We start from the raw sequence: 25998 nt of genomic DNA on the forward strand, positions 1-25998 counted from the left end.
ATAAAATTGTTATCTGAAAACAAAATTTTCTTCATGCGTTTGTCGTACATTGCCTTCATTAGTAGGATGGAGCCTTATGATATGTTTCGATTTCGATTATGATTTCTTGCTTGAATTTCACAAGCAGTATCTGACAGAGTTGATAAAATCGTCGCTGGGATTTGATGTCGAGTTCAGCTCGAAGCACTAGAAGGACAAGAATGGAATTGTCCTTAATTTACAATAGTTAACATTTCGACGCTGTATCAGTTCCTTGGCGCATAGCGGCGATAATAGGAGGAACACATGGTTCCCCCCATATTGTATGGTAAGTGATGGCGTTTAGCGGTATCATTTAAATGGTTCATTTGGATGACTTCTGTTCGTTTGGTTACTGACAGCATAGTCCAAATGAACTTTTTTGTTAACTAAAAAATAAACTAGCACCACGGGTCATTAGATAATTTTATTCATCATTTATTTTTTGTATTCGTCACCAAAGGAGCAAAGGAAGTGTCTATGCTGAACGATGTATACTGAGTTTTTAGTTGAAATAGGCATTAACGATATGCTATAATGTAAATACAAAATGTATATACAAGAGGTTTTGATATGACTACTACACAACCTGTTAATTTTCGTGCTGATTCTGTTTTTTATCAACAAACTAAGGACATTTTAGCAGACGAGCAAATCAGTCTTACAGATGTTTTTAATGCTGCATTAAGAAAGATTGCAACTGGTGCTGTTGATGCCAAAGAATTTGTTTCGAGTGACTTGCCAGAGTCACAGTATCAAATTGCTTTTGAAGATTTAAAGAAAGAGATTCTGTTAGGCCATCAAGATATTGCTCAAGGTAAGGTCACAGCACTTGCAGACGTAAGGAAGGAATTTGGTCTTGACTAGTCATAAACGTTACAGTGTTTCCTTATCTGATGCGGCTAAACAGGATTTAAAAGCTATTCATGAGTACATTGTTCTCAACTTTTATAGCCAACAATCTGCTGATGGTAAGATTGATTTAATTTTATCAGCTTTAGAAATCTTAGAAACCTTCCCTGAAGCCTGTCCGCGTGTGGCGAGCCGTGGTTATGGTGAATTAACTGCTGATGGCAAAAGTTACCGCTACATGCCAATTGAGAATTATTTAGCTTTTTACTACATTGAGGAGCACAATGTTTATATTTCTCGTATCATGAATTCAAAGCAAAACTGGGCAAAATTATTTAATAGGTAATTAGGGAATATTTTTGGAAAATGAGTATAAAAAAGTGACTTTACAAGAGGTAAAGCAAGCCCTTCTTAGATTAAGGTAAGAAGGGCTATGTAAATATGCAGGTGTTATTTAAGAAGATGGCAAAGGTGTCTATTCCTATTCACTAGAAGATAAGGACATAGAAAATGATGTTTCTGTTATTTCAATGGACGTATTTCCTGACAAACGGTGAAATATTTTGAAGAAGACTATTTTCCTTCAATATTGCTATTTGACTAAATAGACTGATGAATTGTTGGGCAAGGTATCATCAATTTGAGTCCGAAAGTAGTTCTAGCATCAGTAACTATTGAGGGAAAAATAAGAACAGCTTATGGAAAGCTCATGACTATCAATGCTTTAAGAGATGCTACCATTGTTAAATAAAAAGAATTGACGTTTATTGGATATTGAAAAACAGGACAAAATGATTATGGCAGATTGGCAGTCACAGGAGTTATTAAGAATGGATAGAAAAAGAGCACTAGCGCTATATTTGACTGGCTCCTTAGGGCAAGTTTACCTTACTTGTCTTGTCGTCTGGTTGCTGGGTCGTATAGGCATAGCAACGGGCTATTCATCGTTTGCTGGTTGGACAGCTATTGGGATAGGCGGAACATCGTCGGCCCTTTGGGGATAGTGACTGTTAATAAATATAAAGGTATCAGCCTCAAAACAGTGCTAAAGGATTTCTTTTACATTAAGCAAGGTCCAGTAGATTATTTGTTGGTGTTCACATTTTTAGCTTTGAATTTTGTCTATGTTTTGATAGGCGGACAATTTCAGATCAATATCTGGTATTTGCCACTAGCGCTTTTCCTAAAAGCATTAGTGTTTGGCGGAATAGAGGAAATAGGCTGGAGATATGCCTTTCAGCCTATTCTTGAAGAGAAAGTACCCTATATTATTGCGACGGTTCTTACCTTTATGACTTGGGGAATATGGCATTTTGCTTTCTTTTATATTGATGGGAGTTTAGGAGACATGTCAGTAGCAACAGGTAGTCATTTCTGCCTCAGTTTGTTAGTCAATAGCTTTGTCTTATCAGCACTGTACCACAAAACAAATAGTCTGTGGATCTGTGCCATGACTCATGCCATGATAAATGTCTGTTCCCAATTAGCTGTTGGAGGGAATCAGTTTGTACTGTATGGTTGTCAGGCAATTATTCTAGTTTTGGCTATACTGCTCTCTATGAAAAACAAGCATCAACCATCACTGTTATAACCAGCCTTGGTGATTCTTAATACAGTTTTATACAGTTTCAAATTCTAGCGTCTTGGAGCGGAAAGTGGTATAATACTGGCTAATTGTCTGTTGGGCCGGTTTGTCTGGTCCGGCTTAGATAATGGAGTTTAGTATGACAGGAACGTTTATTTCATTAACACTGATTACTTTTATTGCAGCTGTCACCCCCATGGTGGCTCGTTTAATTCCTAGGCAGGTCGTGCCTGAGACGGTTATTTTAATAGCGGCAGGGGCAGTCTTTGGACCTCATGCTCTCAACCTTATTCATTCAGATAGTGAAGCTCTTGAGCTTTTGTCTGATTTGGGCTGTGCCTTCCTCTTTCTCTTGGCGGGATATGAAATTGATCCTAAGGTTATTGTTGGGAAAGAAGGCAAGAAGGGGTTTGGAACTTGGGTCGTAACCTTTGCTATTGGTTTAGGTGTCGCCTTTATCATGCCCGATATTGCCTCAGGGAAACAGGGCCTGATAGCGACTGCTTTGCTCTTTACGACAACGGCTCTGGGAACCCTCATGCCTATCCTTGAAGAACGCGGCCTAACAGGTACCCAAATCGGTAATACGATTATTGCTTACGGAACTTGGGGAGAGGTATCGACGGTCATTGCCATGGCCGTCCTGCTCTCAGCTCGGTCGACTTGGAAGACGGCGGCTATTCTAGGCGGTCTACTACTGATTTGTATTTGGCTAGCAGCTTTAGGAAATAAGGCCGTCCAGCGAGGCGGGGCCATGTATCAATTTCTTCACTCTAAGTCTGATACGAATTCCCAGATGACGGTTCGAGTAACGATCCTCCTCTTAATTGTTCTAGTAGCTTTTTCTGCTATCTTTGATTTGGATATTGTCTTGGGAGCTTTTGCGGCTGGCTTTGTCCTTCGTTTTGTTATTCCAGAGAATAGTCATACTTTGGAGAAGAAGATCAATGGGATTGCCCATGGTTTTCTGATCCCTCTCTTCTTTGTGATTTCGGGTTGTGGTATCAATTTAACAGCGGTAGCGGATCGTCCTTGGCTGCTTGTGGCTTTTATTCTGGCTCTCTTCTTGATTCGCGCCGTTCCTATCGTTCTTTCCCTATCCCTAGAGAAGGATACCGAACAGCGTTTGACTCTCCATAATCGTTTTTCTGTTGCCTTTTATTGTACGACAGCCCTTCCCTTGATTGTTGGGATTACTGGAATTGCGGTTAAGGATGATTTTATGACCAGTGACATTGCTTCGGTGTTGGTGGCAGCAGGAGCCATTACGGTCTTTCTCATGCCTTATTTTGGTGCACTCACCTATACAGTAGTTGATGCTGAGCCAATTTCAGCCGTGCGTGAAATTTTTCATTCTCCAAGGGACATCACAACGATTTTGAACAAGCACTTTGAGCAGGAAAGAGAACGGGCCCGTCAATATCAAGATTATGCAGCTAAGCGCATTGCTTGGGGGTTAGACACTATTCAAAATCCTGAGGAGCGTCAGGAAATGCGGGACTTGCTTGTGAAGAATCGAGAGGAAATCCAAGACTTTCATCAAGAGCAGTTGGAATTACGTAAAGACCTTTATGCCAAGCATACCGATGCTATCAAGGAAGTTTATCAGAAATATCATAATGGTCAATTGCCAAATGACCATTTCTTGCGACTCTTGGAAAATCACCGTTATCAAAGAGATGATGAGTCAACTAACTAAGGCAAGAATGCTTGTTTAACTCCAATTCCTATTAGGTTTGGAGTTTTTTGCTATAATGAGAGCGACAAGATGTAGGGTACTTCACAATGGCTGATAATTAGTTGGTACAACTCTTTAAGCTGAGATTTTTACCGAATAAGTTAGCACATTGTAATGCAGTTAGTCTGACGGATTGCAGGTCATCTCAGAGTTGTAGGTCTGTAGACTTAGTTTTTGATTTTCTATTTATGGAGCCATCATTATTGGTTACCTCTCTAGTGGGGGAATTCCAATTCGTATCTTGCAAATTTTCTCAAAGGAAATTTGGATCTAGCTGACAAGTTGCGACCGTCACCACTGTGTGGCTCTGCCTATGTCCAGTTGACAAAACTGCTTTAATTAATATTGTCCCAACAGCTTGCGATTGACTGAGTTTTTCAGTTAAGTTTTAGTGATATCAGTAGTTGAAGATATATTTTTAGGATTAGCCTTGATATGGGAGGCTGAGACTTGACTTGGAGTGAACTTCAAGGTTTATAATGAAGCCGTTATAAGCAAAAAGAATTAAATGGGTCAGCAGTGGTTCATTGGTGCTAAGGCACCTGATAACTGCGCAGGGGTTAAAACTAAGTTGTCGTACCCCAGAAGTTTTACTCCCAACCACTGCGTCAAGAGTTTATTCCAAAACAGGCATATTGGTCGAGTTTTTGTCCAGTCTCATTTGTTATTAAGGGCGGAACACTTAAGTAACAAGTCCCTGCGTATCTTTAGAAAGGAAAACTATGTTAGAAAAAATTCAATCGCCAGCAGACTTGAAAGCTATGTCACAGAATGACTTAGAGCAAGTCGTTGTGGAAGCCAGACAGGCTCTGCTGGAAAAGACTAGCCATCATGGTGGTCACAACGGTCCGAATTTTGGTGTCGTTGAAATGACAGTGGCCCTTCACTATGTCTTTAATTCACCAATTGATAAGTTTATCTTTGATGTTTCTCATCAATCTTATGTTCATAAGATGCTGACAGGACGGGCTCAAGCCTTTCTCGACCCTAAGCACTATGATGATGTTTCGGGTTACACCAATCCCAAGGAGAGTGACCACGATCTCTTCACTGTTGGGCATACTTCAACTTCGCTGTCCTTGGCTTCTGGTGTTGCCAAAGCGCGTGATTTAAAAGACGAACACTCTAATGTTGTTGCTGTCATCGGGGATGGTTCTCTGTCAGGCGGTCTGGCCTATGAGGGTCTCAATCAAATTGCTACAACTGGCACCAATACTATTGTGATCGTCAATGATAATGAGCAATCCATTGCAGCTAATCCTAAGGGAGGGATTTACACAGCTCTGCGTCGTTTGCGAGAGTCGGATGGCCAGGCTTCTGATAATATTTTCAAAGCTCTGGGATTTGACTATTATTACTTGGACAAGGGAAATGACTTAGCGGCTTTGATTGCCCTCTTTCAGGAAGTTAAAGACAGCGACCATCCTGTCTTACTTCATATTCATACACAAAAAGGTCACGGTGTTTCCTTCATGGAAACCAACCGTGAAGCCTTTCATGCTGGCGGTCCTTTCGATCCACAGACCGGCTACTATCTGAAAGGATCAAATGAGCCTAGCTACAATTCCGTGACCGGCGACTTTCTGCTTGAAAAAATCAAGAAAGATCCTAGAGTCATCGCTGTTAATGCAGGAACCCCTATGGTTCTTTTCAATCAGGAGCAAAGAAAGGAAGCTGGTCAACAATTTGTTGATGTGGGTATTGCTGAAGAGGAAGCAGCAACTATGTCGACAGGTTTGGCTAAAAATGGGGCTAAGCCTGTCTGGTATGTGTCTTCAACCTTTATGCAAAGGACCTATGACCAATGGTCGCACGACATTGCTCTCAATAATCAACCAGTAACTGTTTTGGTTCATGCGGCTTCGGTCAATGCCATGAATGACGAAAGTCATCTGGGCTTCTTCGATATTCCTTTCCTCAGCCATATCCCTAATGTCGTCTATTTGGCTCCGACTAATAAGGAAGAACACTTGGCCATGTTGGATTGGGCTATTGAACAGCAGGAACATCCCGTTGCCATTCGTGTACCAGTCGGTCCGCTCAAGGAAATAGGTCAGGCAGATGAGACTGATTATTCTATCCTTAATAAGAACCAAGTGACACAAGCGGGCTCTCAAGTCGCTATTTTTGGCTTGGGTAACTCCTATGGTTTAGCAGAGGAAGTAACCAGAGTTTTACAAGAGCAGCATGGGATCAAGGCCACTCTGGTCAATCCTAAATTTATCACAGGCCTTGACAAGGAGCTGCTAGATTCATTGTCTGCCAATCACCAATTAGTTGTTACCTTGGAAGATGGTCTGCTTGAAGGAGGTTACGGTCAAACGATTGCTAGCTATCTTGGTAACAGTGACCTCAAGGTTCAGAATTACGGTATTGACAAGCATTTCCATGATCGCTACGATCGGCAGGAGCTGATGGCTCAAAATGGTTTGAGTGTGGATACTATTGTTAACAATGTTTTGTTAACTCTTGGTAAATAGTTGAGACGAGTCTGAGACAGGCAGTCATGAGAGTCTTGCTCTTATCCATAAACTATCGCAATCTCTGAAGCTTGCGAATAAGGAATCAAGACTTCGTTCACTGATTTTTGTCCCATTCTCGACCTTGCTTACCATAAGCAATTTTAGAAAGGAAGTACGACTTATGAAAACTTTATCTATTGTCAATGGCCCACAAGCTGTTCCAGCGATTGTTCAAGGCTGTATGCGAATGCCTGATTTGAGCGATCAAGATGCCGCTCAGGTTATCAAAACGGCCTACGATGCTGGTATCACCTTCTTTGATCATGCCACTTGCTATGGAGAAGATGGTGCTGCTGAACGCAAATTTGGCCAAGCCTTTAAACTAACAGGTCTCAAGCGTGAAGATATCTTTTTACAATCTAAATGTGGTTTACGCTTTGAACGTCAGGAATTCGATTGGACTAAAGAAAATATTTTAACCAGTGTGGATGAGAGTCTGGAACGTCTGCAAACTGATTATCTGGATTCCCTCTTACTTCACAGACCAGATGTTCTCTTTGATCCAGAAGAAGTAGCTGAGGCTTTTGATGAGTTAGAACGTACAGGAAAGGTTCGTTATTTTGGTGTTAGTAACTTAATGCCTCTGCAAATTGAACTGCTTAAAAAATACGTTAAACAGCCACTTGTTTTTAATCAATTGCAACTTTCTTTGGATCAGTCTCAATTGATTGATCAGCCGCTTTACATGAATAATAAGGAAACTGAAATGTCCATCAATCGTGATGGTGATGCGCTGGATTATTGCCGCTTGCACGACATCACCATTCAGGCTTGGTCTCCGCTTCAATCTGGTTTCTTTAAAGGAACTTTTGTCGATAATCCAAAATTCCCAGAACTCAATGAAGTTTTGGAAAAATTTGCCCAACGCGAAGGGGTGACAAAGTCTGCTGTCGCTTTGGCTTGGATTTTGCGCCACCCAGCCAAGATGCAGGTTATTATTGGCAGTATGAATCCGCAGCATATTGAAGAGGCTGCTCAAGCAAGTAAGGTAACCTTGTCCCATCACGATTGGTATGAACTCTACTTGGCATCTGGCAAATATTTACCATAAAAAACAAATTTAGCCCTGTTCGGATGAATGGGGCTATTTGTCACGGTTTACTAACCCGTTGTGGGTCAGCAACAGCCAGACTAGAGAAATTTCAGAAGGGGATTAGCCTTCAAGCAGGGCTGGTTGAAATAATGGCCTTAACCCAGTATAATAGTTTTGTGATGAATAAAAGAAGGCTCAGTTAGAAAGGGAGGGCTCATGCCCTAGAGTATCTTGTAACATGGCAATTTTAGTTCTGGGAGGAGCTGGCTATATTGGCTCTCACATGGTGGATTATTTGGTCCAAAAGGGGCAGGAAGATGTTGTAGTGGTGGACAATTTGGTGACTGGTCACCGGGCTGCCGTTCATTCCTCTGCCAAGTTTTATCAAGGAGATCTGGCAGATCAAGGCTTCATGCGGCAAGTTTTCAGGGAGAATCCTGATCTTAATGCTGTTATCCATTTTGCAGCCTTTTCTCTGGTAGCCGAGTCTATGGAGAATCCTCTCAAGTATTTCGATAATAATACAGCTGGAATGATTAAACTTTTGGAAGTCATGAATGAATTTGACATCAAGCATATCGTTTTCTCGTCAACCGCAGCAACGTATGGCATTCCAGAAGAAATTCCTATCAAAGAAACAACGCCACAAAGACCTATCAATCCTTATGGCGAAAGCAAATTAATGATGGAGACCATTATGAAATGGTCCGACCAAGCTTATGGGATTAAATTCGTGCCCTTGCGTTATTTTAACGTGGCTGGGGCAAAGCCAGATGGTTCTATTGGTGAAGACCATGGACCTGAGACCCACTTGCTGCCCATCATTCTTCAAGTAGCTCAAGGAGTAAGAGAAAAAATCATGATTTTCGGGGATGATTATGATACTCCAGATGGCACTAATGTGCGTGACTATGTCCATCCTTTTGACTTGGCATCGGCCCACTTACTCGCCTTAAATTATTTGCGTCGAGGCAATCCCTCTACCGCCTTTAATCTAGGTTCTGCCACAGGCTTTTCTAACCTGCAAATTTTAGAAGCTGCCCGCAAGGTCACAGGTAAGGAAATTCCAGCTGAAAAGGCTGACCGCCGGCCAGGAGATCCTGATACTTTGGTTGCAGATTCCACTAAGGCAAGAGAGATTCTCGGCTGGGCACCTGAATTTGATAATATCGAAAAAATTATCCAAACTGCTTGGGCTTGGCACTCTAGCCATCCAAAAGGTTATGATGATAGAAATGAATAAAATGATACAAGACTCCTAGCCTGGCTATATCTTTAATGGTTAGGAGATAGCTCTAGTGTTCAATTCTAATAAAAGAGCTGACAAAGAGTAGAATTTATGTGCGTTAAAGCACTGACTCGCATTTTTAGATATGAAAAGGCCATTAGGGTTTAACCTGATGGCCTTTTTGCTTGCGGTTTTAAATGGATTTTTCAATTTTCCCCAGAGAGGCTCAAGCTGCTGAAGCTGGCTTTGTTTGCGTAAGAAAACTATTATTCATTGGCTTTTAAAACATGGGTCAATTCTTCATATTCGGCTTTTTTGTCATCGCCTAGTTTTCCATCAGTGATAACATAATCAAAATTGCTGGTTTTATAGAAGACGAAGAAGTCGTAGGAATCAAACTTTTTGTGGTCAATCAAGAGATATTTCTCAATGGATTTATCGAGGGCTAACTCTTGGATAGTACCCTCGGATTCGCTGTAGGTGGCTACAGAATCCTTGTAGACAGCATTAGCACTGATGAATGCCTTGGAAAAGACTAAGCTTTCAATATTATTGCTGGCTAAGGAACCTACAAAAGCTCCAGTGATCGGTCGGTATTCACCACCAATTAGTAGGAGATCGACACTGTTGCTGCCTTTCAAAACATCAAAGATAGGCAGGCTGTTGGTAATGATCCTCAGCTTTCTGTCTACTAACTCTTGAGCCAGAAATTCTAAGGTTGTTCCTGGTCCGATAAAAATTGTTTCTCCGTCTTGAATTCGTTTCGCGGTGTAAGAAGCGATTTGTTTCTTCTCAGCAACCTGTTGTGATTGCTTTTCCACATTTGTTTTTTCTTGACGATTTGATAAATTGATACTTTGAGCACCGCCGTGAATACGGATAAGGCGGTGCTCTTTTTCTAATTCGGCCAAATCACGGCGAACAGTCATATCAGAGACTTTAAGAGCATCCATAATAGCATTGACTGTAATGATCGATTGCTGGGATAGTTGATCTAATATCCAATTTAAACGTTCTTTTTTAATCATTCCTTTGCTCCAGTCCTTTATTGTGATGACATTATATCATATTAAATGGACAAAAAACACATTTATAAACAAAAAGTTACGAAAAAATTTTTTTATAAAAATGATTGGAAAATAGTTCTAATCATTGATATGAAAGGGTTTACAAAGATGTTTTGAAACAAACAAAAATAACCAACTTTTTCTTGACAAAAAGTTGGTTTTGGTTTATCATAATCTCGTAGCAAACAAAAACAAACAAAGGAGAACGAAAATGGCTATTGTACTTGGTGCCGATAAGGCAGGAAATCGTCTTAAAGAACTCGTAAAGGGCTATTTGCAAGAAAAAGGGTTTGAAGTCCTTGATGTCAGTGACACTTCACAAGAGGATTTTGTCGATGTCACCCTAGCTGTGGCTAAGGAAGTCAATGCAGCAGATGGTAACCTTGGCATTGTGATCGATGCTTATGGAGCTGGGCCTTTCATGGTAGCAACCAAAGTTAAAGGGATGATTGCAGCAGAAGTATCGGATGAACGCTCGGCCTACATGACACGTGCTCACAACAATGCTCGTATTATCACCATGGGTGCTGAAATTGTCGGAGATGAGCTGGCTAAGAATATTGTTAAAGGCTTTGTTGAAGGCCACTACGATGGCGGCCGTCATCAAGTCCGTGTGGATATGCTTAATAAGATGTGCTAAGAGAAGTAGCTTGAACTGGAGGATGTAAAAATGAAAATTGCTATTGGTTGTGACCATATTGTAACGGATGAAAAAATGGCTGTCTCAGAATTCTTGAAATCAAAAGGCCATGAAGTACTTGATTTTGGGACCTATGACCATGTTCGAACTCACTATCCTATCTTCGGGAAAAAGGTCGGTGAAGCTGTTGTCAGCGGCCAAGCTGATCTCGGTGTTTGTATCTGCGGTACTGGTGTCGGTATCAATAATGCAGTCAATAAGGTGCCAGGTGTTCGTTCAGCCTTGGTACGGGACATGACGTCTGCTCTTTATGCTAAAGAGCAACTCAATGCTAATGTTATTGGTTTTGGTGGCATGATTACTGGTGGACTTTTGATGAATGATATCATTGACGCTTTTATCAATGCCGAATACAAAGCAACCCCAGAAAATGACAAATTGATTGCTAAGATTGCCCATGTGGAAACATCAAATGCTGATCAATCGGACCCAGACTTTTTCAAGGAATTCCTTGATAAGTGGGACCGCGGTGAATATCACGATTAAGTTCAGATGTTACGTTACGATAGAAAACTTGAAGATAGTAGTGAGGAAGCAAAATGGTATTAACAGAACAAAAACGCAACTACATGGAAAAATTGAGTGATGAAAATGGCATCATTTCGGCTCTAGCCTTTGACCAACGAGGAGCTCTCAAACGTTTGATGGCTGAACATCAAGATTCAGAGCCCACTGTTGCGCAAATGGAAGAGTTAAAAGTCTTAGTTGCTGAAGAATTGACTCCTTATGCCTCATCCATGCTTTTGGATCCAGAATATGGTCTGCCAGCAACGAAGGTTTTGGATAAAAATGCTGGTCTTTTGCTGGCTTACGAAAAGACCGGCTACGATACTACCAGCACAAAACGCCTGCCAGACTGTTTGGATGTCTGGTCAGCCAAACGCTTGAAGGAACAAGGAGCGGATGCGGTTAAGTTCTTGCTCTACTATGATGTAGACAGCAGCGAGGAGCTCAACCAGCAAAAACAGGCTTACATCGAACGAGTTGGTTCTGAATGCGTAGCTGAAGATATTCCTTTCTTCTTGGAAATTTTGGCCTATGATGAAAAGATTGCGGATGCTAAAGGGGCAGAATTTGCTAAGGTAAAACCGCACAAAGTTTTGGGAGCCATGAAGGTCTTCTCAGATCCACGTTTTAACATTGATGTATTAAAGGTCGAAGTTCCCGTTAATATGAATTATGTTGAAGGATTTGGCGATGGAGAGATTGTTTACAGCAAGGCAGAAGCTGCTGAATTCTTTAAACAACAAGAGCAAGCAACCAATCTTCCTTACATTTATCTAAGTGCAGGTGTGTCGGCTAAGCTTTTCCAAGATACTTTGATTTTTGCTCATGAATCGGGAGCTAATTTCAATGGGGTTCTCTGCGGTCGTGCCACTTGGGCTGGCAGTGTCAAAGATTACATTGAAAAGGGAGAAGAAGCCGCTCGCGAATGGCTGCGAACCACTGGCTTTAAAAATATTGACGACCTTAATAAGGTTTTGCAAAAAACAGCTACTTCTTGGAAGACTAAAGCTTAGGAGTGATAGCTGCCCTCTTTACGTGTAAATAAGGAGAGCTTCACGAAAATTGCTGATCTCCTGCTGTATCTATATGTGTAAAAACTTTGAAAATATCATGAAAAGTAAGGGTTTACATTTTTCCTTGTTTATGTTAATATGAAAACATAATTGAATAGGGTAGATCGTAACTAATCAAACTAGGCGAGACTACAAATGAATCAAGGAACAGTGAATTTCTTTGGTTTGTTTGTGGTCTCTTTTTGTTTGGAATTAGAAAGGAGGAAAACCATGTATCGGATTGTTCAGGCTCTGAATAACAATGTTGCACTCGTTAAAGATGCTTACGGTGAGCAAGCTGTTGTGATGGGGCTGGGGATTACTTTTAAAAAGAGTAAGGGCGATTTGATTGTTAGCGATAAAATTGAGAAAGTATTCTCTCTAAAAAGTAAGGAATCTAAAGATAATTTTTTAACACTGTTAAGAGATGTACCGCTTGATTTTATTACAGTCACCTATGATGTTATAGACAGCTTAACAAGCAAATATCATTATCCTGTTCAAGAATATATTTACGTTACCCTGACCGATCATATTTACTGTGCTTACAAAGCAATTCTTGATAATTCTTATCAAAAGAGTGAAATAACTCGTCTATCTAAGGATTATAAAAAAGAATATGAGATGGCTACAGAGGCTCTTGAAAGATTCCGCTGCCAACTTTTGAGTGATTTCCCTGATGACGAAGTCGGGCGAATCGCACTCCACTTTATCAATGCTAAAAGTCTGACAGTTGATGGAAAGAAGTCTAAAGTCCGGACAGCTAAGACTCTTTTAGAGAAGATACAAAAGGTTCTGAAGCAATACGATATTAAGCGGACAAAAGTGAATACCCATTTTTATGACCGCTTGATGGTTCATTTGACTTATTTCATTGAATACTTGGATAGAAGCAGAGATGACAATATGTCATTGCTGGAGATGGAAGATCAGATAAAGGAAACCTATCCTAAAGCTTATCAAATTGCTGATGAGATCTATCGGATTATCACAACCGAAACAGGGATAGATGATTGCCAAAGTGAAAGATTTTACATTACATTACATATTCAACGTTTGTTATAAACCCATTCTCTTAGTCAGTGTAGAAGGAGGAAAACTATGAATAGAGAAGAAACAACCTTATTAGGTTTTGAAATTGTTGCCTACGCCGGAGACGCTCGCTCAAAATTGCTAGAAGCTTTGAAAGCAGCACAAGCTGGTGACTATGAAAAGACAGAAAGTCTCATTGCGGAAGCAGATGCTTGTTTAGTCGATGCGCATAATGCTCAAACAAGTTTGCTCCAAAAAGAAGCGTCAGGTGATGATGTTGCTTTTAGCGTCACTTTGATGCACGGTCAGGACCACCTGATGACAACAATGGTTATTAAGGATTTGATTAACCATATCGTAGAACTTTATAAGAGAGGAAATTAATTATGAATGCCTTAATTGCTCAAATTGAAAAGGGCAAACCTTTCTTTGAGAAGGTGTCTCGAAATATTTATCTGCGAGCTATTCGTGATGGTTTTATTTCAGCCATGCCAGTTATCTTGTTTTCGAGTATCTTCCTCTTGATTGCCTATGTTCCAAATATTTTTGGGTTTACCTGGCCGAAAACTATTGAAAATGGTTTGATGACCCCTTACAACTATACCATGGGGATTATTGGTTTCTTAGTAGCTGGTACAACAGCCAAGTCTTTGACAGATTCTATGAATCGCCGCTTAGAAAGCACCAATCAAATTAATTTTATCTCAACCATGCTGGCATCAATGGCTGGCTTCCTAATCATGGCAGCTGATCCCGCTAAGGAAGGCGGCTTCCTCAGTGCTTTTATGGGAACTAAGGGCCTCTTGACAGCCTTTATTGCAGCTTTTATCACTGTTAATGTTTATAAGTTCTGTGTCAAACACAATGTGACGATTCGGATGCCTGAGGAGGTTCCACCAAATATCTCCCAAGTTTTTAAAGATATTTTCCCTTTTGCCTTCTCCATTATTATTCTTTACGCTATCCAATTGGTTGTGCACGCTACTATTGGTGTTAATGTAGCAGAATCAATCGGAACCCTCCTGGCTCCGTTATTCTCAGCTGCGGATGGCTATATTGGTATTACCATTATCTTTGGCGCCTACGCTCTTTTCTGGTTTGTGGGGATCCATGGTCCATCTATCGTCGAACCCGCGATTGCAGCGATTACTTACGCCAATGTTGAAACTAACTATCAATTATTACAAGCCGGCCAACATGCTGATAAGGTTATCACATCAGGAACGCAGATGTTTATCGCTACTATGGGTGGTACAGGGGCAACTCTGGTTGTGCCTTTTATGTTCATGTGGCTGACGAAGTCCAAACGGAATAAGGCCATTGGACGTGCTTCGGTTGTGCCAACTTTCTTTGGGGTTAATGAACCGATTTTGTTCGGTGCCCCAATCGTCTTGAATCCTGTTTTCTTTATTCCATTTGTTTTGACTCCAATCGTTAATGTCTGGTGTTTCAAGTTTTTTGTTGATACGCTTGGCATGAATAGCTTTAGTGTCAATTTACCTTGGACGACCCCTGGACCTTTGGGAATTGTTATGGGGACTGGCTTTGGTATTCTATCATTTGCTTTAGCTGCTCTCTTGATTGTAGTTGATGTCGCTATTTATTACCCATTCGTTAAGGTTTATGACGAGCAAATTTTAGCTGAAGAAGCAGCCGGTGGTGACGCTGCCGATTCTCTTAAAGAAAAAGTTGCTGCTAACTTTGATACTAAAAAGGCCGATGCCATTCTTGAAAATTCTGATACTCAAGCTGAAGCGGAAAGTAGCAGCATTCAAGAAGAAACCAATGTTCTAGTCCTGTGTGCCGGTGGCGGTACCAGTGGTCTCTTAGCTAATGCTCTTAATAAGGCAGCGGCAGAATATGGGGCACCTGTTAAGGCAGCTGCTGGAAGCTACGGTGCTCACCGTGAAATCCTGCCACAATATCAGTTAGTTATTTTGGCTCCGCAAGTGGCTTCTAACTACGACGACATGAAGGCTGAAACAGACAAACTTGGTATTAAATTAGCTAAGACTGAGGGAGCTCAATATATTAAACTGACACGTGATGGTCAGGGAGCTCTGGCATTTGTTGAAGAGCAATTTAAAGATTGAGAGGTCATAAGATGACTAAAACATTACCGAAAGACTTCATCTTTGGTGGCGCAACCGCTGCTTATCAGGCAGAAGGTGTCACCAAAGGAGAAGGTAAAGGTCCTGTTGCTTGGGACAAATATCTGGAAGATAATTATTGGTACACAGCAGAACCTGCCAGCGATTTTTACCACAAGTATCCTGTTGACTTGAAATTGGCTGAAGAATTTGGTGTTAATGGTATTCGTATCTCTATTGCTTGGTCGCGGATTTTCCCAGCAGGCTTTGGCGATGTTAATCCTAAAGGCGTTGAGTTCTATCACAATCTTTTTGCGGAATGTCACAAGCGTCATGTTGAACCCTTTGTGACCCTGCACCATTTTGATACGCCAGCAGCCCTCCATTCTAATGGAGATTTCCTCAACCGGAAAAATATGGATCATTTTGTTGATTATGCAAAATTCTGTTTTAAAGAGTTTCCAGAAGTTAACTACTGGACGACCTTCAATGAAATCGGCCCTATTGGTGATGGTCAGTATCTAGTAGGAAAATTTCCACCGGGTATTAAGTATGACTTAGCTAAGGTTTTCCAGTCCCATCATAATATGATGGTTTCCCATGCCCGTGCAGTGAAAGCTTTTAAAGATGGCGGCTACTCTGGTGAAATCGGTGTGGTTCACGCCCTGCCGACCAAGTATCCTTATGATCCGTCTAACCCAGCTGATGTGCGTGCTGCAGAACTGGAAGACATCATCCACAATAAATTTATCCTTGATGCCACTTATTTGGGAGAATACTCGGATAAAACCATGGAAGGGGTCAACCATATCTTAGGTGTCAACGGCGGAAAACTGGATCTGCGCGATGACGATTTTGCAGCTCTTAAAGCTGCTAAGGATTTGAATGACTTCTTGGGCATCAACTACTATATGAGTGATTGGATGCAGGCTTTTGATGGCGAAACGGAAATTATCCATAATGGTAAGGGCGAAAAAGGCAGTTCTAAATACCAAATTAAAGGTGTCGGGCGCAGAGAAGCGCCAACCCATATTCCAAAAACAGATTGGGACTGGATTATTTACCCGCAGGGACTGTATGATCAGATCATGCGCGTAAAAAGAGACTATCCTAATTATAAGAAGATCTATATCACCGAAAATGGTCTTGGTTATAAAGATGAATTTATCGACCATACTGTTTATGATGACGCACGGATTGACTATGTCAAAAAACACTTAGAGGTTCTTGCTGATGCCATTGCTGATGGTGCCAATGTCAAAGGCTACTTCATTTGGTCCTTGATGGATGTTTTCTCATGGTCTAATGGCTATGAGAAACGCTACGGTCTTTTCTATGTTGACTTTGATACGCAGGAGCGCTATCCTAAGAAGAGCGCTTACTGGTATAAAAAGTTAGCTCAAACTCAAGAAATTGATGAATAGATTAGTATACTTTATTAACTTTCTAACTTGTAACTTTCAAATATTTCTCCATTTATTAATTAAAATCTCCACCTAATTCATTAATTAACCCTTTTCTCAATTTCAGAAAAGACCGTAGCGAGGCAAGAGTCACAATGTTTAATTGAGACTCTTGTTTTGTTTTGATTTCAACTATAAGCTAAGTGAGGACAATAATGACGATTACATTAAAAAATGATGAATTAACCGTTCAATTATCAGAATTTGGTGCTGCGCTGACGTCGATCAAGGATAAGGATGGACTTGAGTATTTGTGGCAGGGCAATCCTGAGTATTGGAGCTCCCAAGCACCGGTACTCTTTCCTATCTGCGGCAGTTTGCGGATGAATTGGACTGTGTATAGGCCAGCGGATCGTCCGCATTTTACAGGCAGTATTCCTAGGCACGGATTAGTACGTAAGGAGTATTTTATAGTGGATAGCATCTCTGAGGATACTGTTACCTTTTCAATAAGGCCAACAGAAAAAATGCTGAGAGCTTATCCTTATCATTTTCATTTGAGCATTACGTACCGCTTATCAGGTAAAAGGATTCAGACGACTTATCAGGTGGCTAATGAGGAAACCAGCAAAACCTTACCCTACTTTATTGGCGGTCACCCAGGGTTTAATTGCCCTTTGCTGGAAATGGATAAGTATGAGGATTATTATCTAGAATTCGACGAAGAAGAAACGTGCTCAATTCCGCGTTCATTTCCAGATACAGGACTGTTGGATCTTAACGATCGACTTCCATTTTTGAATCAGCAGAAGAAGCTTGATTTAGATTATCGTTTATTCACCCGTGATGCTCTGACGCTGGATCGCCTTCAGTCTCGCGGTGTCACTTTACGTTCTCGTAAACATCACAAGGGCGTTCGATTAGATTTTCCGGATTTTCCTTATCTGGTGCTTTGGTCTACTGTCAACCAAAGTCCTTTCATCGCTCTTGAACCTTGGAGCGGCCTATCAACCTCGTTAGATGAGTCTGATTATTTTGAGGATAAGCGCAATGTTAGTTTGGTTGCACCCCAGCAAACCGATTGCAAGTCATTCAGCATTAGTATCCTTTAGAAAGTAGGTATCTATCATGTTAGAATCTTTAAAAACTTTGCGAAATAATTCTATAGCAGCTGCCTTTGAAATAGTTTACCTGATTACTTTTAAAGATAAATCCCATATCCCTCAAGTAACCAAGGAAATCAAATCCCTTGCCAAGTGGTATATTACCAGTGGTGAGGAGTGGTATGGTCATTCTGAGGACTCTCTAGAAGAGTTTAAGACAAAATTTCTAAATCTAACGGGTCTGACTGAAGATCAGGTAATCTTTAGCCAGGATCACCTTCCTTTTTCAAAATGATAAAGGAAGATAGGTTGGTCAAGTATCCCTGTTTTTGAATAAATTCTTGGCGCAGTGGTTAGGAGCAAGACTTGTTGGCTATGCCAACTTAGTCTTACCCCTGCACAGTTCATTAGGTGCTTTAGCACCAATGAACCACTGCTGATTGGCAGTCCTTATTCCTTTCGTAGCAAGGGGTAGCGGTCAACCTAATCAACTGTGCGGAGGTGGGATTGAAAGCCTGCCACCTAAAAACAGGAGAGTGGCAGAGCTCTGAGCCTTAAAATGGGCGAGCGAAGAAAATTAAAGTCGTGATTTTATCACGATTTACGATTTTTGTCCCACTCTCATCGGGAAATGAAGCTTGCAAAGCAAGTGTCAAAAACGGTCTGGGGAGAGATCGTTTCAGGTCACCACTTTAAAATTAGGGCGTGGTGAGGACCAAATTTTCAATTTTAGGGATGATCTCGCTCTCTTTTAAAGCTATTCATGGGCAATATCTGAGATATATCCATAGCCCTTTAAGTGTGACTGTGGCTTGAAAACACTAAGGTTTTTGTTTCGTAGTATAATAAAGTCAAAAGATAAGGAGGCAGCTATGAACCAAAAAGACCTCGAAAACCGCATCCAGTTAGCTCAGAACCCTCTTGTTGTCACAGGTGCAGGTGTCTCGACTCTATCTGGAGTTCCTGACTATACCACCATGAAAGGAATGAAACTTAAGGGGCGCTACTTCCAAGCCCGTGAAATTTTATCACGTCCTTTTTTCCAATCTTATCCTAGAGAGTTCTGGCAGTGGCATAAGCAACAATTTTTACAAAGACTGGAGCCCAACAAGGTTCACCGTTGGATCGCTAAGCAGGCAGTCCCTGTCCTGACACAAAATATTGATGGCCTTCACCGTCAGGCTGGTTCAAAGGAAATTATTGAATTTCATGGCAAGGCCGACAGAGGGATTTGTCAAATCTGTTTTCAAGAAATTGATTTGCGAGATGATCAAGCTATCATGGGACATGCTCACACTCTGCTAACCAATGACCCTCTAGCTATTCTAGCGGATCACGTTGACACAGAAATTGTCCTCTATGGTGATGCCATTGATCCCGACAATTTAGACTTAGCAGCTCGTTGGACTCAGTTCAGTGATCTCATCATTGTTATTGGATCAACCTTGGAAGTTTACCCTTTGGCAGGCTTAGTTCTGCAGCAAGATCCTGCAAAAATTATTTGGCTGGATAAGGAAAAAAATGAGGTGGCAAAGAGCCACCCCGATATCACATTTATTCAGGAAGATTTTAGAGATTTTTTTGAAGATTAATAGGAGCGCTTAAAAGACGCTCTTTTTAGTTAGCCAGATAACACTATTCTTAGATCGACTTCCTATTGGATTGTTTCTTCCTTATGCTGGCCAGTTACGTACATAGTAAAGCTGGCCTTGGCTACTAGTTCCTTGTTTTGATTGTTGATAGTGACATCAATGACTTTGGTGGTTCTACCGTCGTGGCTGCAGCTCCCTTCAATAGTCAGCTTGTCCCCTAAATTCCCTGGCTTGAGGTAATTGATGCTTGATTGGAGGGTCACGGCATCAGAACCAGTTGAAATGGCTGTTAGGCCGCTGATTTGATCACAGAGGGTGAAAAGATAGCCACCATGGGCATGGCCGTAGTAATTGAGTGATGACTGGACAATGTCACTGGTGACGACTACATGGCCATAGTCAAAACTGTTTAGTTGGTGATTTTCAAAGACTTTGATTTCGTGGATGTATTTCTCTTTCATATTTCGTTCCTCTTTGTTTTAGAAGAAAAGCAGACAAAAAGTTCTGCCTCCTTTGTATTGCTTTAGATTTACCAAATTAGTGCAGTGGTTGGGAGTAATACTTGTTGGCTATGCAACTTAGTCTTAACCCTGCACAGTTCTTAATTGGGGACTGTGCAAAATTCGTCTGGTATCCCTGTTTTAGAATTAATTTTTGGCACAGTGGCTGGCTGTTTTTCTTTTTGCCACAAGGTCAAAGCGGAAAACCTAACCAACTGAGCGGAGTGAAGGTGGGTTTGAAACGTTCCAGTGGTGTTTGATGGTCTGGAGATAGACCGCCAAAGTCTGCCGCCTTAAAACAAGAGAGCAGCAGAGGCCAAGGCATTCAAATGAGAGAGTGAGGAAAATCAAAATCGTGATTTTATCACGGTTTACTGATTTTTTTTTCTACTCTCAAACAATTTTTTCCAAAAACTCTTTTTTTCAGGCGCTGGTTCAGTAATCGTTTCAAAGAATTGGGGATAAACTTTAAAAATATCCGTCTCTGCTTGATTGACAGCTTTGTCGGTATGAACAATTAGGTCGAAAGCATGCTCGCCTTTTTCATTGACATTGGTAAAGCTGACGCCCGCCTCTTGAGCCATTTTCATGTAGATGACTTGATTGGTCTGAGTTAGATTAGAGCAGGATTTGACCTTGATGACAGAGTAGTTTTTCTTTAGGTCTTCCAAGATTTTTGGAAAAGCTGCCTTGACATCATCCCGGTTACCCATATTTTTATCAATCGTAAGCAAAACACGCTCACGAAAGGTGCCAATGTATCGGCGCTGCTCGTCTGGATTGAATCTTGTTTCACCAGAAGCAGCTGTCATTAATTTCTTCTCTAAATTATCCATAGTGTACCTCGTTACCTTATTTTATCATAAGATAGAAAATAAAGGCCAGAGATGGCCAAAATGATAAGGAAAAAGGGATTCAAAAATTTTTTCAAAATTTAAAAAATAATGATACAAGCTTCAGTTCTCGTTTGCTAATTAACGAAGTTTGTGTTACTATTGTGGTGTAAAAAATTAAAACTCATAAGGAGAGTATTGTAATGTCAATTATTACTGATGTTTACGCACGCGAAGTCCTTGACTCACGCGGTAACCCAACACTTGAAGTAGAAGTTTATACTGAATCAGGTGCTTTCGGACGTGGTATGGTTCCTTCAGGAGCTTCTACTGGTGAACACGAAGCAGTTGAACTTCGTGACGGTGACAAATCTCGTTACGGCGGTCTTGGCACTCAAAAAGCTGTTGACAACGTAAACAACATCATCGCAGAAGCTATCATCGGTTACGATGTACGCGACCAACAAGCAATCGACCGTGCAATGATCGCTCTTGATGGTACTCCAAACAAAGGTAAATTGGGTGCAAATGCTATCCTTGGTGTGTCTATCGCTGCAGCACGCGCAGCTGCTGACTACCTTGAAATCCCACTTTACAGCTACCTTGGTGGATTCAACACTAAAGTTCTTCCAACTCCAATGATGAATATCGTCAATGGTGGTTCTCACTCTGACGCTCCAATTGCTTTCCAAGAATTCATGATTATGCCTGTTGGTGCACCAACATTCAAGGAAGGTCTTCGTTGGGGTGCTGAAGTATTCCATGCATTGAAGAAAATCCTTAAAGAACGTGGTTTGGAAACAGCTGTTGGTGATGAAGGTGGATTTGCACCTCGTTTCGACGGTATTGAAGATGGTGTTGAAACTATCCTTAAGGCTATTGAAACAGCTGGTTACGAAGCTGGTGAAAACGGAATCATGCTCGGTTTCGACTGTGCTTCATCAGAATTCTACGAAGATGGCGTTTACGACTACACTAAATTCGAAGGTGAAACTGGTGCTAAGCGTACTGCCGCTGAACAAATCGATTACATCGAAGAATTGGTAAATAAATATCCAATCATCACAATTGAAGATGCTATGGATGAAAACGACTGGGAAGGTTGGAAAGCTCTTACTGAACGCCTTGGTAATCGTGTTCAATTGGTTGGTGACGACTTCTTCGTTACAAATACTGACTACCTTGCACGTGGTATCAAAGAAGGTGCTGCTAACTCAATCCTTATCAAGGTTAACCAAATCGGTACTTTGACTGAAACATTCGAAGCTATCGAAATGGCTAAAGAAGCTGGTTACACTGCAGTTGTATCACACCGTTCAGGTGAAACAGAAGATTCTACAATCGCTGACATCGCAGTTGCAACTAACGCTGGTCAAATCAAGACAGGTTCATTGTCACGTACAGACCGCATGGCTAAATACAACCAATTGCTTCGTATCGAAGATCAACTTGGTGAAGTTGCTCAATACAAAGGAATCAACTCATTCTACAACCTTAAAAAATAAGGTTTTAGCGGAGTCCTGATAAAAGCTACTAGGTTTTCCTAGTAGCTTTTTTGTGATCTTTTAGAAAGGAGAGCTCGGACTAAATTAGGGGATTACTTCCGCAAAGATTCTTTTATAAACTCTTGCCGATACTGTCTGGGTGTTAACTTGTAATATTTCTTAAACTGACGATTAAAATTGGATTGGTTGGCGAAACCGACCTGACTAGTGATATCTTGGATCGAGTGGTTAGTCTGCAGGAGTACCGAGTAAAGCAATACTATTATCTGAAAAATAGATATTATGACATTAAATTTCGGGAGATGGCGTTTACAAAAAAATAGGGGAGTAGTACAATGAGGGGGAACCAATAATGTGAAAGAGGTAACAAAATGAAATTAGTTGCGATTGTTGGGACTAATTCGGCCCGTTCAACTAACCGAAAACTCTTAAAGTTTATGGCTAGGCATTTTGCCAACCAAGCTGACATTGAAATCCTAGAAATTCAGGATCTGCCAGCCTTTAATGAACCCGAAGATAAGCAAGTTCCTCAAGCTGTGGCTGACTTTAACGAGAAGATTGCAGATGCAGAGGGTGTGATTATTGCAACTCCGGAATATGACCACACTATTCCAGCACCGCTCTCAAGTGCCTTGGAATGGATTGCTTACACCAGCCGCCCTCTGATTAATAAGCCAACGATGATTGTCGGGGCTTCACTTGGACTTCTGGGGACTTCTCGGGCGCAGGCCCACCTGCGGCAAATCTTAGATGCTCCAGAATTAAAGGCTAGGGTTATGCCTGGAAATGAATTCCTATTAGGCCACTCCGAGCAGGTTCTAACCGATGATAACCAGCTAAATAATCCTGAGAAAGTTTCCGAACTGGATGATTGCTTTGCGGAATTTCAAGGCTTTGTTAACCTAACCAATCAGTTGGTCAAGGAAGCTGATACAAAGCGTAAACAAGCCTTCGCTTGGGAAGTGTAAAGGGAGAAATTATTATGAAATTAGTTGCTATTGCGGGGACCAATGCTAAGCATTCCTACAATCGATTGTTATTGCAGTTTATGGCTAAACATTTTGCTAATAAAGCCGAGATTGAAATCTTGGACATCGATCAAGTTCCCATGTTTAATGAAACCGATGATCAGACAGATTCACCTATCATCCAAAATTTTAATCAGAAGATTACTGAGGCTGAAGGGGTTATTATTGCTACACCTGAGCATAATCATACCATTCCTTCCAGTTTGAACAGTTTACTTGAATGGCTGTCTTTTAATATTCATCCGCTTGATGGCAAACCAATTATGATTGTTGGAGCTTCCTATTCTGAGCAGGGGTCTTCACGGGCTCAGCTGCATTTGCGGCAGATTTTGGATGCTCCTGGTGTGAATGCGACCGTTATGCCAGGCAATGAATTTTTGCTGGGCTTTGCTCATAAAGCTTTTGATGATGAGGGTGATCTCAAGGATCAAAAGACAGTAGACTTTTTAGAAAGTTGTTTCTATCGTTTTGTCCGCTTTGTCAATGTCGCTAACCAGCTTAATGAGCCTGAAGACGTTCATTTTGAGCCTGGTGAATATGAGGTTACGACAGAAGGCCATAATGGACCTCTGCCTGTGACGGTTACCTTGTCTGATGACAGAATTGAAAAGATTGATATTGATAGTTCTGGCGAAACTTCTGGCATTTCTGATATTGTCTTTACCCGTATTCCAAATGAAATTATTGAAGGACAAACTCTTAATGTGGATGCTGTTTCTGGAGCTTCTGTAACCTCCAACGGTGTTCTTGATGGTGTAGCCCGAGCAATTCGGCTAGCTGGCGGTAATCCTGATACGTTGAAGAAGCGGTCGAAGGCTCCGTCCGCCTTAGATAAGGAAGACAAGGAGTTTACCACCGATGTTTTGGTTGTTGGCGGTGGTGGTGCCGGTCTTTCTGCCGCAGCTACTGTTTTGCAAAAGGGAAAATCCGTTGTTCTTTTGGAAAAATTCCCAGCCTTAGGCGGGAATACAGTTCGAGCTGGTGGTCCTATGAATGCTCCGGATCCTGACTGGCAAAAGACCTTTGCGGCTAATCCTGGCGAAGCCCATAACTTGGAAGAGTTGATTTCCAAGGATTTATCAACAATTGATCCAGAATATCGTGACGATTTTCAAGCACTTCAAGAACAAGTCGAAGCCTATCTTAAAGATCCAAGTTTTCTCTTTGACTCTCAATTGCTCTATCGTATCCAAACCTATCTAGGTGGTAAACGAACTGACCTCAAGGGTAATGAAATTCATGGCAATTATGATTTGGTGAAAATTTTGACCGAACATGCCTTGGATTCGGTTCACTGGCTGGAAAATGTCGGGGTTGAATTTGATCACAGTGATGTAACCATGCCGGTAGGGGCTATCTGGCGCCGCGGTCATAAGCCTAAGACGCCAATGGGCTATGCCTATATTTCCGTCCTTGACAACTATGTTCGTAAGGCAGGAGGCACTATTCTGACAGATACCCCTGTTAAGGAATTGCTTGTTGAAGATGGTCATATCAAAGGAGCAATTGCAGAAGGTCGCAACGGTCAAACCATTACAGTTTATGCCAAGGCTGTAATTCTGGCCTCGGGCGGTTTTGGTGCGAATACTGAGATGTTGCAGAAATACAACACTTATTGGACAGAAATTGACGATGACATCAGGACGTCCAACTCACCAGCTATCACAGGAGATGGTATTATCCTTGGTCAAAGTGTTGGAGCAGATCTTGTTGGTATGGGCTTCACTCAGATGATGCCTGTATCGGATCCAGAAACTGGAGCTCTCTTTTCAGGCCTGCAGGTACCGCCTGCAAACTTTATCATGGTTAATAAGGAAGGTAAGCGTTTCGTTGATGAATATGGTAGCCGTGATAAATTGTCACAAGCGGCTATTGATAACGGCGGACTTTTCTATTTGATTGCGGATGATAATATCAAACAAACAGCCTATAATACTAGTGACGAAAAAATCGAGGCACAGGTAGCAGCAGGTACGCTTTATCGCGCTGATACTCTAGAAGAATTAGCAGAGAAAATTAATATTGATCCAAAGGTCTTTGTCCAAACTATTACTGATTATAATTCTTATGTCGATGCGGGTTATGATCCTGAATTTAATAAGGGAGCCTTTGACCTCAAGGTTGAGAAAGCGCCTTTCTATGCGACTCCGCGTAAGCCAGCAGTTCACCATACCATGGGTGGCCTGAAGATTGATACACAAGCCCATGTTATCAGCCAACAAGGCCGTATTATTTCGGGTCTCTATGCAGCAGGAGAAGTCGCTGGCGGTCTTCATGCTGGTAATCGTCTGGGCGGCAATTCCTTGACTGATATCTTTACCTTCGGCCGAATTGCTGGTCAAACTGCAGTGGATGAGTGGTGCTAAAACAGTATAAAATATCAAGAGGCTGGGCAAGACATCCATGATGGCTCCGCCCTCACCCACAGAATAATGAAAACGGACACACAGCCCTCACTAGGTGTATAATCTTAGTGAGGGCTTTGTGGTTGACGAGTTAATGATTCTAGTAATCGAGGGCAAAACTGATCCACTCTACTGACGAGCACCCCAAAATATGCGATAAGCATGAGTATAAAAATACGACTAAAATTCGGTAGATAAGCTCTCT

General features: G+C 41.4%; 24 protein-coding genes and 2 pseudogenes. 21 read left to right on the forward strand and 5 right to left on the reverse strand.

Annotated features, from left to right (window positions below):
- Window positions 1-118: 118 nt before the first annotated feature.
- A pseudogene (locus tag G7Y32_RS01625) lies at window positions 119-347 on the reverse strand (IS982 family transposase); the annotation flags it as partial.
- Between the two features lie 244 nt (window positions 348-591).
- Here G7Y32_RS01625 and relB point away from each other — a divergent pair.
- From relB to galE, 8 genes are all read left to right on the forward strand, one after another.
- Window positions 592-885, forward strand: a complete 294-nt coding sequence (gene relB, locus G7Y32_RS01630) for a type II toxin-antitoxin system RelB/ParD family antitoxin (RefSeq protein WP_004227383.1) — start codon at window positions 592-594, stop codon at window positions 883-885.
- Window positions 878-1216: a type II toxin-antitoxin system RelE/ParE family toxin gene (locus G7Y32_RS01635; RefSeq protein WP_165209692.1), complete on the forward strand. Its 339-nt coding sequence runs from the start codon at window positions 878-880 to the stop codon at window positions 1214-1216. The genes relB and G7Y32_RS01635 overlap by 8 nt, the downstream gene beginning before the upstream one ends.
- A 484-nt stretch (window positions 1217-1700) precedes the next feature.
- Entirely contained in the window at window positions 1701-1874 is a 174-nt protein-coding gene (locus G7Y32_RS01640) for a hypothetical protein (RefSeq protein WP_165209695.1), read from the forward strand.
- Entirely contained in the window at window positions 1874-2461 is a 588-nt protein-coding gene (locus G7Y32_RS01645) for a CPBP family intramembrane glutamic endopeptidase (protein ID WP_241154189.1), read from the forward strand. Before G7Y32_RS01640 ends, G7Y32_RS01645 begins: the two co-directional genes overlap by 1 nt.
- 133 nt (window positions 2462-2594) lie before the next feature.
- Window positions 2595-4154, forward strand: coding sequence for a cation:proton antiporter (locus tag G7Y32_RS01650; RefSeq protein ID WP_165209698.1), 1560 nt, complete (start codon window positions 2595-2597; stop codon window positions 4152-4154).
- 761 nt (window positions 4155-4915) lie between these two features.
- Window positions 4916-6673, forward strand: a complete 1758-nt coding sequence (locus tag G7Y32_RS01655; RefSeq protein ID WP_165209701.1) for a 1-deoxy-D-xylulose-5-phosphate synthase — start codon at window positions 4916-4918, stop codon at window positions 6671-6673.
- Between the two features lie 163 nt (window positions 6674-6836).
- A complete protein-coding gene (locus G7Y32_RS01660) occupies window positions 6837-7766 on the forward strand; it encodes an aldo/keto reductase (protein WP_165209704.1) in 930 nt (309 codons plus the stop codon).
- Window positions 7767-7986: 220 nt separating this feature from the next.
- Window positions 7987-8991 carry a UDP-glucose 4-epimerase GalE gene (galE, locus tag G7Y32_RS01665; RefSeq protein WP_165209707.1) on the forward strand — a complete coding sequence of 335 codons (1005 nt, stop codon included), beginning with the start codon at window positions 7987-7989 and terminating at the stop codon, window positions 8989-8991.
- 251 nt (window positions 8992-9242) lie between these two features.
- On the opposite strand, the gene G7Y32_RS01670 is transcribed toward galE, so the two are convergent.
- On the reverse strand, window positions 9243-10004 hold the full coding sequence (locus G7Y32_RS01670; RefSeq protein ID WP_165209710.1) for a DeoR/GlpR family DNA-binding transcription regulator: 762 nt from the start codon (window positions 10002-10004) through the stop codon (window positions 9243-9245).
- A gap of 250 nt (window positions 10005-10254) precedes the next feature.
- Here G7Y32_RS01670 and lacA point away from each other — a divergent pair, with 250 nt between their 5' ends.
- The 10 genes from lacA to G7Y32_RS01720 all read left to right on the forward strand — a co-directional run bounded on the left by lacA (window position 10255) and on the right by G7Y32_RS01720 (window position 19522).
- On the forward strand, window positions 10255-10683 hold the full coding sequence (lacA, locus tag G7Y32_RS01675) for a galactose-6-phosphate isomerase subunit LacA (RefSeq protein WP_165209713.1): 429 nt from the start codon (window positions 10255-10257) through the stop codon (window positions 10681-10683).
- Window positions 10684-10713: 30 nt separating this feature from the next.
- Window positions 10714-11229, forward strand: a complete 516-nt coding sequence (gene lacB / locus G7Y32_RS01680; RefSeq protein WP_165209716.1) for a galactose-6-phosphate isomerase subunit LacB — start codon at window positions 10714-10716, stop codon at window positions 11227-11229.
- 53 nt (window positions 11230-11282) lie between these two features.
- Window positions 11283-12263, forward strand: a complete 981-nt coding sequence (gene lacD, locus G7Y32_RS01685; protein WP_165209719.1) for a tagatose-bisphosphate aldolase — start codon at window positions 11283-11285, stop codon at window positions 12261-12263.
- A 270-nt stretch (window positions 12264-12533) separates the two neighbouring features.
- The gene (locus G7Y32_RS01690) at window positions 12534-13367 is read left to right on the forward strand and encodes a PRD domain-containing protein (RefSeq protein ID WP_165209809.1); all 834 of its coding nucleotides are present in this window, start codon (window positions 12534-12536) and stop codon (window positions 13365-13367) included.
- Between the two features lie 36 nt (window positions 13368-13403).
- Window positions 13404-13718 (forward strand): PTS lactose/cellobiose transporter subunit IIA, encoded by a 315-nt coding sequence (locus G7Y32_RS01695; RefSeq protein ID WP_165209722.1) that lies wholly within the window; start codon window positions 13404-13406, stop codon window positions 13716-13718.
- A 2-nt stretch (window positions 13719-13720) separates the two neighbouring features.
- Window positions 13721-15427: a lactose-specific PTS transporter subunit EIIC gene (locus tag G7Y32_RS01700; protein WP_165209725.1), complete on the forward strand. Its 1707-nt coding sequence runs from the start codon at window positions 13721-13723 to the stop codon at window positions 15425-15427.
- Between the two features lie 11 nt (window positions 15428-15438).
- Window positions 15439-16848, forward strand: coding sequence for a 6-phospho-beta-galactosidase (lacG, locus tag G7Y32_RS01705; RefSeq protein WP_165209728.1), 1410 nt, complete (start codon window positions 15439-15441; stop codon window positions 16846-16848).
- A gap of 194 nt (window positions 16849-17042) precedes the next feature.
- Complete coding sequence (locus tag G7Y32_RS01710; protein WP_165209731.1) at window positions 17043-17939, forward strand: aldose 1-epimerase family protein; 897 nt, start codon at window positions 17043-17045, stop codon at window positions 17937-17939.
- A 16-nt stretch (window positions 17940-17955) separates the two neighbouring features.
- Entirely contained in the window at window positions 17956-18225 is a 270-nt protein-coding gene (locus G7Y32_RS01715) for a DUF3884 family protein (protein WP_206221342.1), read from the forward strand.
- Window positions 18226-18802: 577 nt separating this feature from the next.
- Window positions 18803-19522 (forward strand): Sir2 family NAD-dependent protein deacetylase, encoded by a 720-nt coding sequence (locus G7Y32_RS01720; protein ID WP_165209734.1) that lies wholly within the window; start codon window positions 18803-18805, stop codon window positions 19520-19522.
- A 62-nt stretch (window positions 19523-19584) separates the two neighbouring features.
- Here G7Y32_RS01720 and G7Y32_RS01725 read toward each other — a convergent pair whose 3' ends face one another.
- Window positions 19585-19983 carry a PaaI family thioesterase gene (locus G7Y32_RS01725; RefSeq protein WP_165209737.1) on the reverse strand — a complete coding sequence of 133 codons (399 nt, stop codon included), beginning with the start codon at window positions 19981-19983 and terminating at the stop codon, window positions 19585-19587.
- Window positions 19984-20393: 410 nt separating this feature from the next.
- On the reverse strand, window positions 20394-20858 hold the full coding sequence (locus G7Y32_RS01730; RefSeq protein WP_165209740.1) for a DUF1694 domain-containing protein: 465 nt from the start codon (window positions 20856-20858) through the stop codon (window positions 20394-20396).
- A 200-nt stretch (window positions 20859-21058) separates the two neighbouring features.
- Between G7Y32_RS01730 and eno the strand changes: the two genes are divergently transcribed.
- Window positions 21059-22360 carry a surface-displayed alpha-enolase gene (gene eno / locus G7Y32_RS01735; RefSeq protein ID WP_165209743.1) on the forward strand — a complete coding sequence of 434 codons (1302 nt, stop codon included), beginning with the start codon at window positions 21059-21061 and terminating at the stop codon, window positions 22358-22360.
- 92 nt (window positions 22361-22452) lie between these two features.
- On the opposite strand, the pseudogene G7Y32_RS01740 reads toward eno, so the two are convergent.
- Window positions 22453-22605: pseudogene (locus G7Y32_RS01740) on the reverse strand (helix-turn-helix domain-containing protein); the annotation flags it as partial.
- 126 nt (window positions 22606-22731) lie between these two features.
- On the opposite strand from G7Y32_RS01740, the gene G7Y32_RS01745 reads away from it, so the two are divergent.
- Together G7Y32_RS01745 and G7Y32_RS01750 are read left to right on the forward strand one after the other, a co-directional pair.
- Entirely contained in the window at window positions 22732-23328 is a 597-nt protein-coding gene (locus G7Y32_RS01745; protein WP_165209746.1) for an NADPH-dependent FMN reductase, read from the forward strand.
- 14 nt (window positions 23329-23342) lie between these two features.
- Window positions 23343-25754, forward strand: a complete 2412-nt coding sequence (locus G7Y32_RS01750) for a flavocytochrome c (protein ID WP_165209749.1) — start codon at window positions 23343-23345, stop codon at window positions 25752-25754.
- Window positions 25755-25998: the final 244 nt, after the last annotated feature.

This window comes from Streptococcus tangpeifui, from assembly GCF_011038795.1.
Classification (GTDB): Bacteria; Bacillota; Bacilli; order Lactobacillales; family Streptococcaceae; genus Streptococcus; species Streptococcus tangpeifui.